15 protein-coding genes and 2 tRNA genes are annotated in these 19,361 nt (G+C 36.8%); all 17 read right to left on the bottom strand.

The features are described from left to right. Window positions 1–46: 46 nt before the first annotated feature. The gene (hslO, locus tag NKR74_RS00385) at window positions 47–922 is read right to left on the bottom strand and encodes an Hsp33 family molecular chaperone HslO (RefSeq protein WP_253628344.1); all 876 of its coding nucleotides are present in this window, start codon (window positions 920–922) and stop codon (window positions 47–49) included. 6 nt (window positions 923–928) lie between these two features. Then, window positions 929–1,717, bottom strand: a complete 789-nt coding sequence (locus NKR74_RS00380; protein WP_253628343.1) for a type III pantothenate kinase — start codon at window positions 1,715–1,717, stop codon at window positions 929–931. 321 nt (window positions 1,718–2,038) lie between these two features. Further along, window positions 2,039–3,958, bottom strand: a complete 1,920-nt coding sequence (gene ftsH, locus NKR74_RS00375; protein ID WP_253628342.1) for an ATP-dependent zinc metalloprotease FtsH — start codon at window positions 3,956–3,958, stop codon at window positions 2,039–2,041. A gap of 86 nt (window positions 3,959–4,044) precedes the next feature. Then, window positions 4,045–4,587 (bottom strand): hypoxanthine phosphoribosyltransferase, encoded by a 543-nt coding sequence (hpt, locus tag NKR74_RS00370; RefSeq protein WP_098304960.1) that lies wholly within the window; start codon window positions 4,585–4,587, stop codon window positions 4,045–4,047. Beyond that, window positions 4,584–6,014, bottom strand: coding sequence for a tRNA lysidine(34) synthetase TilS (gene tilS, locus NKR74_RS00365; RefSeq protein ID WP_253628341.1), 1,431 nt, complete (start codon window positions 6,012–6,014; stop codon window positions 4,584–4,586). Before tilS ends, hpt begins: the two co-directional genes overlap by 4 nt. A 328-nt stretch (window positions 6,015–6,342) precedes the next feature. Then, complete coding sequence (gene spoIIE / locus NKR74_RS00360; RefSeq protein ID WP_253628340.1) at window positions 6,343–8,820, bottom strand: stage II sporulation protein E; 2,478 nt, start codon at window positions 8,818–8,820, stop codon at window positions 6,343–6,345. Window positions 8,821–9,087: 267 nt separating this feature from the next. Beyond that, window positions 9,088–9,159: transfer RNA gene (locus tag NKR74_RS00355), tRNA-Glu, on the bottom strand. 11 nt (window positions 9,160–9,170) lie between these two features. After that, window positions 9,171–9,244 (bottom strand) — tRNA-Met (locus tag NKR74_RS00350). Between the two features lie 166 nt (window positions 9,245–9,410). Next, window positions 9,411–9,893: a S1 domain-containing RNA-binding protein gene (locus NKR74_RS00345; RefSeq protein ID WP_098304964.1), complete on the bottom strand. Its 483-nt coding sequence runs from the start codon at window positions 9,891–9,893 to the stop codon at window positions 9,411–9,413. 87 nt (window positions 9,894–9,980) lie between these two features. Then, on the bottom strand, window positions 9,981–10,340 hold the full coding sequence (locus NKR74_RS00340) for an FtsB family cell division protein (RefSeq protein WP_253628339.1): 360 nt from the start codon (window positions 10,338–10,340) through the stop codon (window positions 9,981–9,983). Next, on the bottom strand, window positions 10,337–10,990 hold the full coding sequence (gene yabQ, locus NKR74_RS00335) for a spore cortex biosynthesis protein YabQ (protein ID WP_098304968.1): 654 nt from the start codon (window positions 10,988–10,990) through the stop codon (window positions 10,337–10,339). Before yabQ ends, NKR74_RS00340 begins: the two co-directional genes overlap by 4 nt. After that, window positions 10,987–11,295: a sporulation protein YabP gene (gene yabP / locus NKR74_RS00330; RefSeq protein WP_098304970.1), complete on the bottom strand. Its 309-nt coding sequence runs from the start codon at window positions 11,293–11,295 to the stop codon at window positions 10,987–10,989. Before yabP ends, yabQ begins: the two co-directional genes overlap by 4 nt. Before the next feature lie 54 nt (window positions 11,296–11,349). Further along, window positions 11,350–11,631: an RNA-binding S4 domain-containing protein gene (locus tag NKR74_RS00325; protein ID WP_253628338.1), complete on the bottom strand. Its 282-nt coding sequence runs from the start codon at window positions 11,629–11,631 to the stop codon at window positions 11,350–11,352. 12 nt (window positions 11,632–11,643) lie between these two features. Then, window positions 11,644–13,107 carry a bifunctional methyltransferase/pyrophosphohydrolase YabN gene (gene yabN / locus NKR74_RS00320; RefSeq protein ID WP_253628337.1) on the bottom strand — a complete coding sequence of 488 codons (1,464 nt, stop codon included), beginning with the start codon at window positions 13,105–13,107 and terminating at the stop codon, window positions 11,644–11,646. Between the two features lie 11 nt (window positions 13,108–13,118). Next, a complete protein-coding gene (locus NKR74_RS00315; RefSeq protein WP_098304976.1) occupies window positions 13,119–14,720 on the bottom strand; it encodes a putative polysaccharide biosynthesis protein in 1,602 nt (533 codons plus the stop codon). Between the two features lie 226 nt (window positions 14,721–14,946). Continuing rightward, window positions 14,947–15,483: a stage V sporulation protein T gene (spoVT, locus tag NKR74_RS00310; RefSeq protein ID WP_098304978.1), complete on the bottom strand. Its 537-nt coding sequence runs from the start codon at window positions 15,481–15,483 to the stop codon at window positions 14,947–14,949. A 135-nt stretch (window positions 15,484–15,618) separates the two neighbouring features. Beyond that, window positions 15,619–19,149 carry a transcription-repair coupling factor gene (gene mfd / locus NKR74_RS00305; protein WP_253628336.1) on the bottom strand — a complete coding sequence of 1,177 codons (3,531 nt, stop codon included), beginning with the start codon at window positions 19,147–19,149 and terminating at the stop codon, window positions 15,619–15,621. Between the last annotated feature and the right edge of the window lie 212 nt (window positions 19,150–19,361).

Genomic DNA, 19,361 nt, shown 5'->3' with positions numbered 1-19,361 from the left:
CAACCTATTTAGATGATTCGAAATAGACAAATAACCCTTTTCTTCCTTACAAACTTTCTATTAAGTTTGTTATGTCTTCTTTAGAGAACTTGTATCGTTCGTTACAAAAATGACAATGTACTTCTGTCTCTTCTTCCTCATCACGCACTTGCATTAATTCTGTTTTCCCTAAACTCATTAATACGCCTTCAATACGCTCACGAGAACATGTACAGTTAAATTGTACATCCATCGTCTCTAAAATCTTCACATTATCTTTCCCTAATAACTCATATAGCAACTCTTCTGGAGTTAGACCTTGTTCAACAAGCTTAGAAACAGGCGGAATTTTTTGTAGGCGCTCTTCAAGAATTGAAATTGTCTCTTCTTGCGCATCAGGCATGATTTGTAAAATAAATCCACCCGCAGCTAAAATACTATCATCACCATTAACAAGAACTCCAACACCAACAGAAGAAGGCGTTTGTTCAGAAGCAGCGAAATAGTATGTGAAATCTTCTCCTAATTCACCAGAAACAAGCGGAACTTGACCAATAAATGGTTCACGCATACCAATATCTTTAATAACTGTTAAAAAACCTTCTGTTCCTACAGCTTGGTATACACGTAGTTTCCCTTGCTCTGTCGCTTCAAAATCAACATGCGGATTCGTTACATAACCACGTACATCTCCATTTGCATGTGCGTCTACTAAAACCGGACCAAGAGGACCATTGCCTTCTACTTTAATTGTAAGTTTCTGATCACCTTTAAGCATTGCACCCATCATTGTACCTGCCGTTAAAGAACGACCGAGTGCCGCAGAAGCAGTTCTCCATGTATCGTGACGTCTTTGCGCTTCACTCACCGTATTTGTTGTGTGCACACTATAAGCACGAACTTCTCCATTAAACGCTAGCGCCTTTACTAAATAATCTTTCATTCGCATTTATTCACCTTTCTCGTGTTGTAAATTGGCATTACGCTCATATAACATATATAGACCTTTAAGCGTTAAAAATGGATCGACAATATCAATAACATTCGATTCCTCTGCAATTAATTTTGCTAATCCACCTGTCGCGATAACAGTCGGTTCTTGTTTAGCTTCCTCTTTCATTCGCTTTACAATACCTTCTACTTGTCCCACATAACCATATAAGATACCAGCTTGCATTGCACTTACTGTATTCTTTCCAATGATGCTACTTGGTCTTGTAATTTCAATACGCGGAAGTTTCGCTGCCCTATTATATAAAGCTTCAGCTGAAATCATAATACCTGGTGTAATGACACCACCCATATACTGTTTATGTTCGTCGATATAACAATATGTTGTCGCCGTTCCAAAATCGACTATAATAAGCGGGCTTCCATACATTTGAATACCAGCTACCGCATTTACAATGCGGTCAGCCCCTACTTCGCGCGGATTTTCATACTTAATATTTAAACCTGTTTTAATCCCAGGCCCCACCACAAGAGGCTTAATTTTAAAATACTTCTCACACATACGCTCTAAAGCAAACATAATAGGCGGTACAACAGAAGAAATAATAATTCCTTTTATATCATGAAAAGCAATTCCTTCGTGTTCAAGTAATTGTTTCACGAGCATTCCATATTCATCTTCTGTTTTATGACGATCTGTTTCCATACGCCAATGTTGAAGAAGCTTACCATTTTCAAACACACCAAGCACTGCATTTGTATTCCCTACATCCAATACGAAAATCATATTCTCACCACTTATCTTATTTAATGTATATTTGCGCAATATGTACAGAACTTATCCTTCTACTTTTAGGCAGTAAGATCCACACCTCAAAGTTTAGAGAAAGCTAAGAGGATAACTGCCCGTAAGAGCCCGATTAGTTCCACTAACCATCAGCCAGACATGAAGAACCTTCCACTGATAGAAGTTTCACTTTATAACCTCATCATACCATATTTATACACATGTTCAGCTTTTCCATCCTCACCATTTTACAAAAATCCATTTCCCTTTTTCAATGTTTAAGTCCAGTTATATCGCAAAGAAAAAAAGGAGTGACAATTGTCACTCCTTCGGTTCTTCTTTATCCCCTGACGCTTCATCTTCTTTTTTCATTGTGATGTTTACCTTTACATCACTGTCAGAAGATGTTTTACGCTCTGGTAATGTACCGTGTTCATATAAATGGTTGATTTGCTCTGCATCTAACGTTTCCACTTCAAGTAACGTTTTTGCGATAATATCAAGCTTATCACGGTTTTCAGTAAGAATTTGTTTTGCACGAGCATAACATTCTTTCATAATGCTTTGCATTTCCATATCAATTTCATGCGCAATTGCATCACTGTAGTTTTGCTCAGAATGGAAGTCTCTTCCTAAGAATACTTGACCACCCTGTGAGCTACCAAATTGCATCGGTCCAAGCTTATCACTCATACCGAACTCTGTTACCATGCGTCTAGCTATTCCTGTCGCACGTTGGAAGTCATTATGAGCACCTGTACTTACTTCTCCAAATACAATTTCCTCAGCCACTCGTCCACCAAGTAGACCAGTAATTTTATCAAGTAATTCTGGTTTTGTCATGAAGTAACGATCTTCTTTCGGAAGCATTACTGCATATCCACCAGCTTGACCACGTGGCACAATTGTTACTTTATGAACGATATCTGCTTCGTCAAGTACTACACCAATTACAGTATGCCCTGCTTCATGGAATGCAACGATATTTCGTTCTTTCTCAGAGATAACACGACTTTTCTTAGCTGGACCTGCAATAACGCGGTCAGTCGCTTCATCAATGTCACTCATATCGATCTTCTTCTTATCTTGTCGTGCTGCTACAAGAGCTGCCTCGTTTAATAAGTTTTCAAGATCAGCACCAGAGAAACCTGGTGTACGCGTTGCTATAGCACGTAAGTTAATATTTTCATCAAGCGGTTTGTTGCGGGCATGCACTTTAAGCACCGCTTCACGACCGTTTACATCTGGACGATCTACCGTAATTTGACGGTCAAAGCGTCCTGGGCGTAATAACGCTGGATCAAGAATATCAGGTCGGTTTGTTGCAGCAATGATAATAATACCTTCATTTGCTCCGAAACCATCCATCTCTACAAGCAATTGGTTTAATGTTTGCTCACGCTCATCGTGACCACCACCAAGACCTGCCCCACGTTGACGACCTACCGCATCAATTTCATCAATAAAAATGATACAAGGTGCGTTTTTCTTTGCATTTTCAAATAAGTCACGTACACGAGAAGCACCGACACCGACGAACATCTCTACGAAATCAGAACCACTAATAGAGAAGAACGGAACGCCAGCTTCACCTGCAACAGCACGTGCAAGCAATGTTTTACCTGTCCCTGGAGGTCCAACTAATAAAACACCCTTCGGAATACGAGCACCAACCTCCGCAAACTTACGAGGGTCTTTTAAGAACTCTACAACCTCAACAAGCTCTTGCTTCTCTTCATCCGCTCCAGCTACATCTCTAAAACGGACTTTTTTCTTATCATCATTGTATAACTTCGCCTTACTTTTACCAAAGTTCATAACACGGCTACCGCCGCCTTGTGCTTGGTTAAGTAGGAAGAAGAATAGGATGAAGATAATTACAAAAGGAATGATGGAAGTGAAGAACGTTACCCAAGCACTTGTTTCTTCTGCTGGTTGATATTTCACTTCTGTACCTGGTGCTTTGTCATTAATTTTCTTTTGTAATTCTTCAGTGTTAGGTGCATAAGTTATAAATTGTTGTTCTTGACTATCTGTACTGAATTGTCCTTTTACTTCAAATACACCATTTTTCGGTTGAAGTTGCACATTACGAACTTCACCCTTTTCAAGTTTGGTAATGAATTTATCGTAGCTAATTGGTTTCGTTTTTTGTGTTGAACCATTAAAGTAACTTACAATACCAATTACCACTAAAAATATTAGTAAATAAAAGATGGTATTACGGAAGATCCGATTCATCCCTAACCTCCTCTCACAGCATACAAACTATAATAGTAAATAGTACCATAGAAAAACTTTCCTATCCAATTGTAATGCTTATATTATTAATTTGAATATACGCTCGGTTTTAATACACCAACATAAGGAAGGTTACGATATTGTTCCTTATAGTCTAATCCATATCCCACAACAAATTCATGTGGAACAGTAAATCCAACATAATCCGCTTGAAGATCAACTTTTCGACCAGACGGCTTATCCAATAATGTTACAATCTTCACAGATTTTGCTTTACGATATTTAAACAAATCTACTAAGTAGCTCAATGTAAGACCGCTGTCGATAATATCTTCTACGATTAAAATATCGCGTCCTTCTACAGAAGTATCTAGATCTTTTAAAATTTTCACTTCACCAGTTGAAACAGTAGAATGACCGTAGCTAGATACAGCCATAAAATCCATTTCAAGATATGTATCTGTTCGCTTTAATAAATCTGCCATAAATGGCATTGCACCTTTTAATACCCCGATTGCAAGAGGTACTGTATTTTTATAATCCTCTGCAAGAATTGCACCTAATTCCCTTACCTTGTCTTGTATTTGCTCTTCAGAAATTAATACTTTTTCAATATCTTGATTCATCATTTGATTATCCTCCTGGAAGACTCCTTGCTTTTGTAATGAATAATAATATATGTATCCTTATCTACTGTTTCTTGCGAAATAGCAAATGCAGATCGTTTCAACAATGGAACCCAAATAATATTTCCGCTGGCATCACAAACAATTGGCCAGTCTGCTCTTTTTTCCTTCGGTACTTTCGCCTCAATAAAAATGGACTTTATCTTCTTCGTGCCATTCATACCTTGCATCGACATGCGATCCCCGTTTTCTCTCGAACGAACAATAAGTGGATATGCTATTTCATTATGCTTTGCAATAAACGTCATATCATTCATCATAATAGGCACACAATTGCTAATCTCCACTTCGAGCTCATCACCATTTACTAATGTTACCTTTCCCGGTACTTGTAACACACAAGGAGAAAAAATAACTTTTTCTTCTCTAAATCGGAAACTACATTCTTCATATGTACGAACAATCTCCAATCCACCAGGAAAATGAAGCATACCAGAAGGATGGGTTCGTTTGAAAAACTCAATCACCTTGTCAATATGTACAGAAGAAAGTGAAGATGGAATCTTATATTCATAAAGATAGTTTAATATTAGTTGAATCCCTCTCCTTTGTAAAGGTATAGGCATAGATTCAAATGCAGGAATTGATAAGACCATTCTTTTTGCGTCTTTTTCCTTAATTACTTTATTCATTTTTTCAAAAGCTAATTCCTGCAAATATGCTTCATCCTCTTGCATGGACGTACTAAAAGCTTGAAAACGCTCATGAACATTTGGATTCTCCTGCTTTAAATGAGGAAGAACGTGCTTTCGCAATCGATTCCGTGTATACGTTTCCTTTTTATTACTAGGGTCAATGCGAGGTTCAACATCTTTTCTGTTGCAATAATCAAGAATTTCTTCTTTCGTTACTGCCAGCAAAGGCCGAATCAAAAAGCCTTTATTGAAAGCGCGCTTTGCAAGAATTCCAGCATAACCTTGCGGAGTACTTCCACGTACAAGACGCATTAAAATTGTCTCAACCTGATCATCACCATGATGACCCAGAGCTAAATACTGTGCATTATACTTTCTCATTATTCTTTCCAAAAATGCATATCGACATTCTCTTGCTGCAACTTGTGCACTCATTCGATTTTGTTTTTGATATCGCGTCACATCAATTTGTGTTGTTTCACAGGTAACATTAAGATTGTCACACAACTGTTTCACAAATTGTAAATCTTCCTGTGATTCCTCGCCGCGAAACATATGATCAACGTGAGCGACTACAATTTGCAACTGCTTCTCTTCACGCTTCTCCAACAAATAGAAGAAAAGCGCTAAAGAATCTGGCCCTCCTGATACACCTACAACAACAGTAGAATGTGCCTCTAACAAATCATGCCTTTCTACAAAAGCATCTACCTTTTTAACAAATTCATCTTTCAATGCTGCAATCACCTTTCATTGAGCTAAAACGATAGCATACCTTGATATAATGGTACAACTTTTACAGACTTTCTGCAAAACAAAGATGTATAAATTTCACAATTTATCTTACATATAAATTTTTTCTTCAGACTCGGAAATAAGTAAAATTAAACATGCGAATATATAACAAACAGGCCTCAGGTATATTCCTGAGCCCTGCTCCAACAAACAGTAAGACCCCCACCTCAAGATTAAGGAAGATAGGCAGGAGATCACTGCCGGCATTCGCCCGATTGGTTCAACTAACTATCAACGAAGATAAAACCTCATTAATAGAAGTTTCACTTTATTGTGCTTGTTTACTAACAATAGGAATTGTCGCCCATTTCGGCATATTCTTTTTTATCTTCGCTACCACAATTGTCATATCATCATTAATATATCCATTGTCAGTGCGAATTACATCTTCCATAATAATATCAGCAATCTCTTGTGGATCTTCCGTTTCCAATTCTTTAATCTTCCGCTTCATCCACACTTCATGATTCTCTACATGTTTTGCACCTTCAAAAATCCCATCACTCATCATTACTAAAATATCACCGGATTTCAATTGTTCACCGACAACATCTACTTCAAAATCTTCAATAATTCCCATCGGTAAATTACTTGCTTCTATTTTAAATACCTGATTGCCACGTTTTATAAAACTTGGAGTAGAACCAATCTTTAAAAATTTAGCATTTGCATCACGTAAATCAATCATCGCTAAGTCTAATGTTGTAAACATTTCTTCTGTCGTTCGCAATGAAAGAATGGAATTAATCGATTTAATTGCAATTTCCTCATCAATACCTGATTGCAATATCTTTTGCAGTAACTTAACCGTTTCTTTACTTTCCATATGTGCACGCTTTCCATTCCCCATTCCATCGCTAATAGCAAGCGCATATTTCCCTACACTTAATTCCATCATGGCATAGGAATCACCAGATACAAACCCTCCTCCTTTAGCCGCCGTAGCAAGCCCTGTATCTACAGAAAATGTTTTCGCTGAACCAAACGACACTGTACTGTAACCATTCGGATATGCCGATTGTTCTTCATGTTTCACAACAACTGTTTCTCGTAAAATATCAGACAACATTGGAGCAACAAGTTTTTCGCACTCCCCATGCTGATTACATGCAGCAGGAATCATCATTTCAATGTCAACGCTCCCTCGATCTAAACAATAAATATCAACGTGTTCAATCTCTACTCCAAAGTCACGAAATGCTTGTAAAATTTGTTCCTCTTGTGCTTGATGATTCTCCCTTTCCTTTTGAATCTCTTTAGAAAAATCCGCCATTACTTTCGAAACACCCATAAGTTGTTCTGCAACAATTCTACGATTATCTCGCATTTGTTTCCTTAACTTTTGTCCTTCATAAAAATGCCCTAATTCACCTTCTATTAAACCTGCTACTTTTGTTCCTCTCACACAATATTTTTCAAAATCACGAAGCAGTTTACGATTATGCTGCAATGTACCTTCCTCTGTTTCATCCATAAGTTGCCTCATATAATCGTATGTTTTATCAAAATTCACAACCCAACATTGATCCTTCTTAAAGCATGTTTGGCATGTCTTGGCGGTAATTGTACTTAAAAATAAATCCGTCTCCGTATCCTTATCCTCATCTTCTACATATCCGTATACAGAAAAACTATTAGATAACGCTTCAAACACATTTGCAAACTGATTAATTTTGTTTGCCGTTACATCACGCATTCTTCGCAAATATTGCTGTTGGTCATTAGAATGCTCCTGTGTTCCCGGCATATATTTAGAAAGACGTTCAATGATAAATTTAGGCATCAATAAAAATAAAGCAATTGCTACACCCGATTCTAACAAAGTCGTCACAATACTTGCTTGTTTATCTACGTATAACGTAATTAAACTTGTGCCAATTAACAAACCTAAACTTACACCTATTCGCCTTCCTTCTTTCAATAACCCTCCTAACAGCCCAGAAAACGCCAATAAACTCAATTGATATAAGCTTGCTACATTCGCTAAGCTTAAAATTAAACCTGTTACAACACCCACTGTAGAGCCTGTTGCTGCTCCTGCTACAAAGGCAAACACTAATACTAAATATCTCGTAAAAATATGCTGAACTGATAAATCGTAAATAAACCAATCTGTTGTACCTGTTAGTACAGATGCCAGCAATATAATTAAACAAACAATTTCCTCTGTTTCTAATGATTGTTGTTTTCCTTTTCGCTCTATTAAAAGTGGAACACTTTGCAAGAAAATCATCGTTAGTACGAAGCTTAATCCTGCTTCAATTGTACTAACCAGCAAATCATACATACCAATTGCGCCTTGCGCGAAATAGACAACGATGAGATGAGCCGTTAACGCAGAAATAAATACTTGAAACGGTACAAGCCCAATCGTCTTATTTGTAAAACGACTAAAGAAGATATTATAGACGAAGAATGTAAATATAGATGCAAAGGCAAAGAATAGATTTTCTAATGAAACTGAAAATGCACCAGCCATTACTGCGAGGAATGCAAGAGCCATTTTATCGCGTTTCATCACATATACAGCAGCGAAAAACGGCAAAGCAAAAGGTAAAATGTTCGTTAAAATATATGCTCGTCCTAAAAGAAAACCAACTAACGCAACTACAAATCCCCACCGAAAGAAAATTTGTTCCAGTTTCACTTTTAATTTGCTTATCCACTTTACAGTTGTCATTTGCCCACGACCTATAGCAAGCGTACTAGAATTCGAATTGACAGTATTCCTTCCTGCTCTTGGCATATTTTGAACACCACCCGCATATTTTATTACTTGTAATTATAAAAGGAATTTTACGGAATTTTTGTCAAAATAACAGTTTGTAGTCCAATAATTGTTCGACTTTTTATACAAAATAGCACCATATATATACAGGCTTACACTTAAAGACCTTATTAGGTGATTGAATTTTCAGAAAATAATAGTTGTTTTTGTAGAAGAAACGCATAACATTCACAATTTCTCAACACAAAAAAAGATCATGCATATTTGCATGATCTTTTTCATTTATGACCCGTACGGGATTCGAACCCGTGTTACCGCCGTGAAAGGGCGGTGTCTTAACCACTTGACCAACGGGCCGTTAAAAAATATAGCGGCGGAGGGGATCGAACCCCCGACCTCACGGGTATGAACCGTACGCTCTAGCCAGCTGAGCTACACCGCCATGTCGTATTTAACGGACAATTAGTATGATATCTTAAATAGCATTTAAAGTCAACGTATTTTAAATATTTTTTTATTCTTTTTTCTACACACTGTTTTCACCATAAAAAAGCACCCTGAGTGAACACTAAGGGTGCTTCTCTTTATTTTAAAATAAACAGCAAGTTTTATCCGCGACGAGCGCCACGGCCGCCACGTTTTGACTCCGTATTACGCTTTAAAGAAGTTAAACGGTCTTCACTGTCTTTTAAAAAGCGAGCCATCTTTTGCTCAAATGTTTCTTTTTGGTTGCGGTTATCACTGCCACCACGATTATCTCTGTTAAAAGAGCGATTGCGTTGAGGACGTCCAGCGCGTTGATTATCACGTTGATTATCGCGTTGATTATCGCGTTGTTCACCTTCTGCTCTTTCACGTTCTTTCGCTTTTTTAATAGATAAACCAATTTTACCGTCTTTCTCAACGTTAATAACTTTTACTTCTACTTGATCACCTACTTTTAAGTGATCATTAATATCTTTTACATAATTATCAGCAACTTCACTAATATGAACAAGACCTGTTAAGCCTTCTGGCAGCTCTACAAAAGCCCCAAAATTCGTAATACCTGTTACTTTACCCTGTAACTTGCTGCCTACCTCGATTGACATAAAAAAAACGCTCCTCCTTAGTGGTTAAAAAGTCAAATTTTATTTCATTATATATAATCTTAAAATATAGTGTCAATACGACACCCACTACTTAGAAATAGGAAAAATTATCTCTTCAGGCTTTGAGAAGTAATAATCTCTTCTAGCAATCTCTAAAACATAGTCCTCGTCATGTAACTTTTGGACTTCATCTTTCAGCTTTTTCTCTTTCGTCGTTAACGTATCCATTTCTTTTTTTAACTCTTTTACTTTTGCTTCTTTAGCATTAATCGCACTATTTTGTTTATAAAACGTCACACTGACACTTACAATAATTACAAAAGCAAACACAAAAAACAAAGCTAATCGACGATACAAGCGCTTCTTACTGTCGTTCGATTGTATTATATGTTCGTTGGCGGAGATTGGATTCTGTTCCGATACATATCTTTGCCTTAGTTCCCTCATTTCCGAGGTCCCCCTAACTTCTTTTTTATACGTTCCCAAATTAGGAATATATGCTTCTTCATTTTCTTGACATATTTTAAAAGTCCTGCTTGTCTCTTTATAAAAATTTTAACACGGTTAGGGAGAAGTTTCCATATAACAAAAAAAACAAATCGAACAGGAATAAGAATACTTTTCCATATTAAACGTAATATTGCTATAATAAATCGCCACAATCCCATTCCAAATCCAACCAAAAGACGAAATAAAAATAAAGCAAGCGCTATAATTAAATGAATCAAAACTGTAATTGGCTTAACAATAAATAATTGGAAAACACGAACACAAAAATAAAATGTTTGAACAAAAATGTGAATCAGAAAATTTAACACTTTCATGTACAATGACTTTAACAAACTTTGATATGCAGCAAACCCACAAAGCAATGCTAGAAATACGTACATACGTAACTCTGCTTCATTTACAAGCAATAGCACATAGAATACAAAAAGAGCTTGGACAATCCAAAATAAAATATCATAAATAAATACAAGCCAACGCTTTCGCTCTCCGCGTTTCAAAAAACGATGATACGTATCTAAAGCTGCTCCAAGCGAAGCGCCCATTCCAATCATCGAAAGCATTGTATATAGTTGAATAGTTAGGCTCATTTAAACAACTTGCTAAAGAACCCTTTAGCTTTCTCCCCTTGATGCTCATCAATGTAAGCCATCTCATATATTTTTCCTTTAATGGATACAAGTCCTTTTTCAACATCAAGGTTTTTCATTTGCAGATTTTGACCACGTATTGTTAAAAATCCCATAACTGTTTCTAATAAAAATTCTTCGCTATCAAAACTTTCTACTTGCTTGACTCCTGTAATATCGAGAATGCGTCTTCCTCTCATTACGACATCATGTTCTACAGTAACATTTTGTTGATTAGAAGACGACATTGAATAGCCTTTGTTCACGTCCATCCCCCCATAACTTTATACTAGTACCAATGTATGAGGAGACAAAATTATTTAGAACAAGCTATCCTCTGCTTTTACTTCGACTTTCTCTTCACGAACAACAGTGTATAAATTTGCAGCATCTTCTTTTTTGGTTGTTTCTTTTAGTTCATTAATTTCCACAGTAACAATTTTTTGGCCAAAACGAATTGTTAATTCGTCTTCTACCTTTACAGTTGAACTAGCTTTTGCAGCTTGGCCGTTAATCATAATGCGGCCTTGATCCGCAACTTCTTTTGCTAACGTTCTTCTTTTGATAAGACGAGATACTTTTAGAAATTTATCTAAACGCATGACGGCTCCCCCTTATTCGTTCTCTATTCGTTTTGCCTCTTCCCATAGTGCATCGAGCTCTTTTAAAGAAAGATCTTTCATTTCTTTCTCCATACTAGCAACCTTTGCTTCCATGTATAAAAAACGACTCATAAATTTTTCATTTGTTTTATGAAGCGCTTCTTCTGGATTGATTTTATAGTAGCGGGCAATATTTACAAATGCAAATACTAAGTCACCAAATTCCGCTAACATCTTCTCTTCATCCATAGCTGTCACTTCACGTTGAAATTCTTCCCATTCTTCTCCTACTTTTTCCATCATTGGCTCGACATCATCCCAATCAAAACCAACCTTTGCTGCTTCTTTTTGAATTTCATAAGCGCGCATTAGCTGAGGTAAACTTTTAGGAATGCCTGATAAAATAGACTCTTTTATATTTCCTTTTTCCTGTTTTTTAATTTCTTCCCAATTCACAACAACATCAGCAGCAGTCTCTACACTAACATCTCCGAACACATGAGGATGACGACGTACCATTTTTTCAGACAACGTACGAATTACATCATCAATTGAGAACCAACCTTCATCTTCGCCAATTTGTGCATGAAGCATAACTTGTAAGAGAACATCACCAAGCTCTTCAACAAGATGATCATCATCTTCCTCATCAATAGCCTCTAACACTTCATATGCTTCTTCAATTAAATATTTCTTTAACGATTGATGCGTTTGTTTTTTATCCCACGGACATCCATTTGGTCCACGCAACTCTGCAATAATATTTCGCAATACATCAAATTGTTGGTATAACGATTGGCGATTTAACACAGGCGGCACGTACACACTCGTTAAATTGTTAAGTTCTGCCTCATGATCTAATAAATAAAGCGGTACTTTTTTCACTTGTTCAAATGATGTTCCAGCTGCGGTTACAATATATACTTCATAATCATCTGGAAGCATTTCCATTAACGTTAGTTTGACTTCAGATGCTATAAACGCATCGTACACTTGGCAGAAAATCAAGTGCTGACGAAGTTCTAATTGTCCTCGCTCGAACGACGTTGCATCAATCAACTGAAACCCTTCAATCGGGTCGATTTTCAAACTTGCAAACATTGGATCTAAAAAGCTTTGTCCACCTTCGATACGCACATCAATATTCTCTTTTTCTCCTTTTTGCAGCAAAAGTTGTACAGTACGCTCTGCCACAAGCGGATGCCCTGGAACTGCATATAAAATATCAGTATCCTTAGCTTTTTCAATCAATGTGTTAGAAATTGTTTCATACACTTCATCAAATGTATCATACGCTTCGTATACGGCATCAAAAGATGTATATAATACACCTTCTTTCTCGAGTTCCATTATAACTGGATGCTCTTTTGTTCGAACGTACATATGTGCCGCTTCTTTTACTTTGCGATATACGCCCATTGTAAGCTGATCTAATTCACCAGCCCCTAATCCTAAAATCGTAATTGTTCGTTTCATAAAATCCACCTCTATCCACTCTTCTTCAACGAAGTTTGTACTTTTTCATGTTTCATAACTGATCCAAGTTCCTGCGCTGTAAATACACGGAACTTTAAAATAAGAAATACATATAGTAGGCCACCGACACCGATACCGAGCAGCGCTTGAATCATTGCGATACCTCTATGTTCATCGGTAGCTTGTAACCCCAGCCAATCAAACATATACATAAATCCAGCGAGCACTAACACCATACTTAAAGCTCCAATTGTCATACCTACAATGGACTTTCTCTGCATAAGCGACTCATTAACAACTCGAATCAGCAACATGCTATTCAGTAATGCAATGCACATCAATGCAGCCACAGTTGCAATCGCTGCACCGATTGCACCAAAATGCGGCATGAGTATACAATTGAGTAATAATTTCACACATGCACCAATTACAACAAATAAAGCTGGCTTTACCGTTTGTCCCAATCCTTGCAAAATAGATGCCGTTGTAATTGCGAGCGAACTAAACAAGATAGAGATAGATAAAACCCCTAGCACATCGGAGCCGGCGCTATTCTCAAATAGCATAATATTTGCAGGCCGAATGATACTCGCGAGTCCTAATGATGCAGCAAGTCCAATCACAAATGTAATTTTCATTGCTAGCTGTACTTTTTCGCGAATAAATACATAATCTCCTCTCTCTTTTGCCGCTGTAATCATCGGAATTAAAGAAAGGGAAAACGATGTTGTCACGACTGTCCCGAGCTGCATAAGAGGAATGCCACGATCGTATATACCTTTTAGCATTTTTGCTATTTCTACCGACTCTCCGTTCTGAACAAGTAAACTATAAAATGAAACAGAATCCGCCATTTGCATAAAAATTAAAACTAAATTACTAATACAAATAGCAATTCCTTGCCAAAACAATGTACGAATAATGACCTTTTTATTACGAATCGCTTTAAAACTTTGCAAAAAAATAGCACGAAAATCTTTTCGCAAATAAAAAAACAATACAATTACACCGATCAAGCCACCTGCTATAGAACCAAACATAGCGCCTGCTCCCACCGTATATAAATCAAATCCTTTTGTTATAAGGAATAATGATAGAAATACAATAATGGATACACGAATCGTTTGTTCTATTACTTGCGATACAGCTGTCGGCACCATATTTCCAAATCCTTGAAAATAACCACGTGCTACAGAAAGAAATGGCATTAATAAAAAAGAAAATGCAATCGTACGAATTAACTTGTCCAAATGAGCATCTCCCATTAAAGATGCAATTGTATGTGCCCCAAAAAACAATACAATAAACCCAATGCTTCCGATAGCTAATAAAAACCAAAAAGAAATACATATAATGGACTCTGCTTCTTTTCGTTCTCCTCGTTCTAAACGCTCTGCAATCATTTTTGAAATTATGATTGGGAAACCATATGTCGCTAAAATTAAACAAAACCCGTAAAACGGGTAAATTTGCTGATAAATGTAAAAGCCAATGTCACCAGCTATATTTTGATATGGAATACGGTAAAAAGCGCTTAATACTTTTGTAACAAAGCTCGCAATTGTTAATATAATCGCTCCGCGCCAAAAAGCGTGGTACTTCTTCGTCTCCATGACCATACAATCTCCCTTTTTTCTATACTCATCCTACGTATTATATCACAAAGAAAAAAGCGGTCTTCGACTTTGAATACTATCACGTAAAAAAGGTAGCAAAATGCTACCTTTACACAAATATATAATTTCATTTCAACAGGCGGTATGTTAAGGCGTATCGCAAAGCACGACCGCCTGCACGAGCCCAATTTGCGGGCTAACCATGAGTAAGAAGAACGTCACTTTATTGCTCCATCTGTTTTGCTAAGAAGCTTGCTGCTGTATCAACAGCTTTGTGTTCTACATCACTAATGATGGCTTCTTTTGAAAAAATGATAACAGCTCCAATCGGGTCACCATTTGCGATAATTGGACCAATTGTATAAGATTGTATCTTCTCCGTTACTCCATCGATAATGGAAATTTCGCTTTCATCTGTCATTACGACTGATTTGCGTTCTTCCATTGCTTTCTCAATTAGATCTCCAACACTTTTATTTAAGTATTCTTTTTTTGACACGCCAGCGACAGCAATAATTGAATCACGGTCGCAAACAAGCACGTTATGTCCTAAACTATCATATATAGCATCTGCATATTCTTTAGCAAAATCACTTAATTCGCTAATCGGAGAATATTTCTTTAAAATAACTTCTCCATCGCGATCAACAAAAATTTCTAACGGGTCGCCTTCCCGAATACGGAGAGTTCTGCGAATTTCTTTCGGGATAACAACCCTTCCTAAATCATCAATTCGACGTACAATTCCAGTTGCTTTCATTCTAATGCTGCCTCACTTTCTACTGATGATAAAAGTCGTGATTTTACCTGTTCATGTAAAAATCACCAACTATTAAGCATAGTATTTTACACATTAGTTCTTCTATACACGCCGAATTGTATTTTTTACCCTAATTTAGGCATTTATCTCTTCTTTTTTCACATCTTTTAAGCCTTTTAGTAAATTTTCGGCAATTGTGAGCCACTTCGATGTTTCTATTTCACGAACGTTCATCACAATTTTCAAACGAGAACCTTCCATACCAAGACCAATCATACGTCCAAAACTGCTGCCAAGCATAAATAATTTTCCGCCATCAATATTTTGACTAGCCTTTTCAGAAAATAACATCGTAACTTCTTGTTTCGTTTGTTTAATTAACTCAATTTTCTCTTGCATTGCTAACACTTTAATATTTGCAATTTGCAGTAAGTATCCGACTTCTTGCGGATAATCGCCGAAGCGATCAATCATCTCTTCTTGTAATTCCTCAATATCCTCAATAGTAGAAACGCCCCTAAATTGCTTATACATCATAATTTTTTGTTTACTATCGGAAATATACGCATCCGGTAAGTATGCATCTACTTCAAGGTCAATTTCAATATCAAGCGCTTGCTCTTCCATGTTCGTACCTCTACGCTGCTCGATTGCATCTTTTAACATTTGTGAATATAAATCAAAACCAACAGAATCAATAAAGCCATGCTGCTCTGCACCTAATAGATTACCAGCCCCGCGAATGGATAAATCGCGCATTGCAATTTTAAACCCAGACCCGAGCTCCGTAAATTCTTTAATGGCTTGCAAACGTTTTTCTGCAACCTCAGATAGCACTTTATCGCGTTTATAAGTGAAATATGCATAGGCAACGCGATTTGAGCGTCCTACTCGACCACGCAATTGATACAACTGCGATAAACCCATACGATCTGCATCAAATACGATTAATGTATTTACATTCGGAATATCAACACCTGTTTCAATAATCGTTGTACTTACAAGTACATCATGTTGCCCCTCTAAGAAGGAAAGCATAACAGATTCTAATTCACTTTCATTCATCTTTCCATGCGCAAAGGTTACCCGCGCATCAGGAACAAGCATTGAAATTTCATCTGCTTTTCGCTCAATATCTTCAACACGATTATATAAAAAGTATATTTGACCACCTCGTGCAAGCTCACGTTCAATTGCCTCGCGCATTAACGCCGGATTATATTCCACAACGTACGTCTGCACTGGGAAACGATTTTCTGGCGGTGTTTCAATAACAGATAAATCGCGAACACCTAACATAGACATATGAAGTGTACGTGGAATTGGCGTTGCTGTTAATGTTAGTACATCGATATTGGCTTTTAGTTGCTTAATTTTTTCTTTATGTGTCACACCAAACCGTTGTTCTTCATCAATAATAAGTAGTCCTAAGTCTTTATATATGACATCTTTCGATAAAAGGCGATGTGTGCCGATAACAATATCAACGGTACCGTCTTTTAATCCTTTAATCGTTTCATTTTGCTGTTTTCTCGTACGGAAGCGACTTAATAACCCAATATTAATTGGATAATCTTGAAAACGCTCTCGAATTGTTTCATAATGTTGCTGCGCTAAAATTGTCGTTGGTACTAAAATCGCAACTTGTTTTTCATCCATAATTGCTTTAAAGGCAGCACGAATTGCCACTTCTGTTTTTCCATATCCAACGTCACCGCAAAGTAGGCGATCCATCGGACGACCGCGCTCCATATCCTTTTTAATTTCTGTAATTGAGCGTAGCTGATCTTCTGTTTCTTGATAAGGGAAAGACAATTCAAATTCCTGTTGTTCAGAAGTATCCGGAGTAAAGGCGTATCCTTTTGAAGCCTCACGCTCTGCATACAATTTAATTAAATCATCTGCAATATCTTGGACAGATTTTTCTACCTTTGTCTTAACTTTCTTCCAATCATTTCCACCAAGTTTATAGATTTTCGGATCTTTCCCTTCAGATCCTACATACTTCTGCACTTGGTCAATTTGCTCAATTGGGACGTATAATTTATCGTTTCCTTGATATTTGATATGCAAATAATCTTTATGAACACCATTAATCTCTAGCGTTTCAATCCCTAAAAATTTACCAATACCATGGTTTACGTGAACAACATAATCACCAACTTTTAGTTCAGAGTAGCTTTTAATTCTCTCTGCATTCGAAAGTTTTTGCTTACGCTGTGATTTTTTTACCTTTTTATTAAATAATTCTTTTTCAGTAATAATCGCAAGCTTTTGCATCGGCATTTCAAAACCTGCATGTAGGTCACCCACAGCAATTTGAACACGCCCCGGAAGCAATACATCCGTTCCCTCAATAATATCTGCTTCAATATCATAATCATTTAAAATATGTTGCAATTTCTTCGTTCGCTCTTCATTTGCGCCTAGTACAACCGTTGTAAAATGACTTTTCGTCCATCTATCAATTTCTGTTTTTAATAAATTCATTTGACCATGAAAGTCTTGCATTGTTTTACATGTTAAATTCACAATATTTTGCGGATGTGTATGCGGAATATGGCGTAAAAATAAATTTAAGTATAAGAAACTTCGTTTTTTATGGTGCAAAAATTGTGCAAAATTATGAGAAAAAGATAAATCTTGAACAATTGCACCTTCCCCAAGAAGCGATATATACCATTCTGCTTCTTCTGTTTCTAAATGATCCGCTGTTTCTTGAATTCGAGAAACCTCATCCAGAATAACAACACCATTTTCTGGTAAATATTCTATTAGACTAGCAGGTTCATTATAAAATAAAGATAAATATTTAAACATCTGCTCGATGGTCTGTCCATTTTTTAATAATTCTAGCTCATATGTTACTGTTTCTAATATCGTCGTTTTTAATTTCTCATCGGATACTTTTTTTAATGTATTAGCTAAGCTTGATTCTAACTTCTGCACACCAAGTGCGAGTTCTTCTTTAGAAAATACAAATTCCGTGGCAGGGCCAAATGATACGCTTTCTATCTTCTCTTGCGAACGCTGCTCTTCTACAGTAAAGGAACGAATAGAATCTACTTCTGTATCAAAAAACTCAATACGAATTGGCAGTTCTTCCGTTAATGGATAGATATCTAATATCCCACCGCGAACACTAAATTCTCCAGGTGCCTCTACCATAGATTTACGTTCATATCCCATGGTCGTTAACACACGAAGCAATTCATCAAGATCAATTTCTTGCCCCATGTTTAATTCAATTTGCTGTTTCTTCCACATCTCTTTTGTTGGTAGAAAACGACGTAAACCTGCAACAGGAGCCACAATAATTCCCTTTTCCCCAGCTGCTAAGCGGTTCAATACTTCAATGCGCTGCGCCTTCAGTTCCGGACTTGCAACACCGATTTCTGATGCAATCGATTCATTGACAGGATATAACCAAATATTCTGCTCTCCAATTAATGAAACTAAATCTTCATATACTTTTTGCGCTTGATATAAATTATGTGTTATGACAAGCTGTGACTGCTGTGTTTTTTTATATAAACTAGCCATTAACAATGAACGAGAAGACGTTGCCATCCCCGAGATAAGCTGTTCTTTTAATCCTTCTTGTAACCCATCTATAATCGTTCCTATTTCTTTATTTTCGTAAAACTGCTCTAGTAAACCTATCATTTTTCAAGACTCCTCTCAACATAAAGAGCAAGCTATTATATTTTATGCAAATATTTTGGAAAAAGAAAACAGAAAAATGCTTTGGACAAGCCAAAGCGAAAACATTGCATCCCATCCTCTATAAGCAATAAGCCTTCCATCTCCATATTTAGAAAAAAGGAGGATAGAAGTTTACCTATAATCGTTCAACTAACTATCAGTGGGGAAAACAT

The organism is Bacillus sp. 3103sda1 (genome assembly GCF_024159135.1).
GTDB classification, from domain to species: domain Bacteria; phylum Bacillota; class Bacilli; order Bacillales; family Bacillaceae_G; genus Bacillus_A; species Bacillus_A rhizoplanae.
This window is presented reverse-complemented; position numbering and strand designations above follow the sequence as displayed.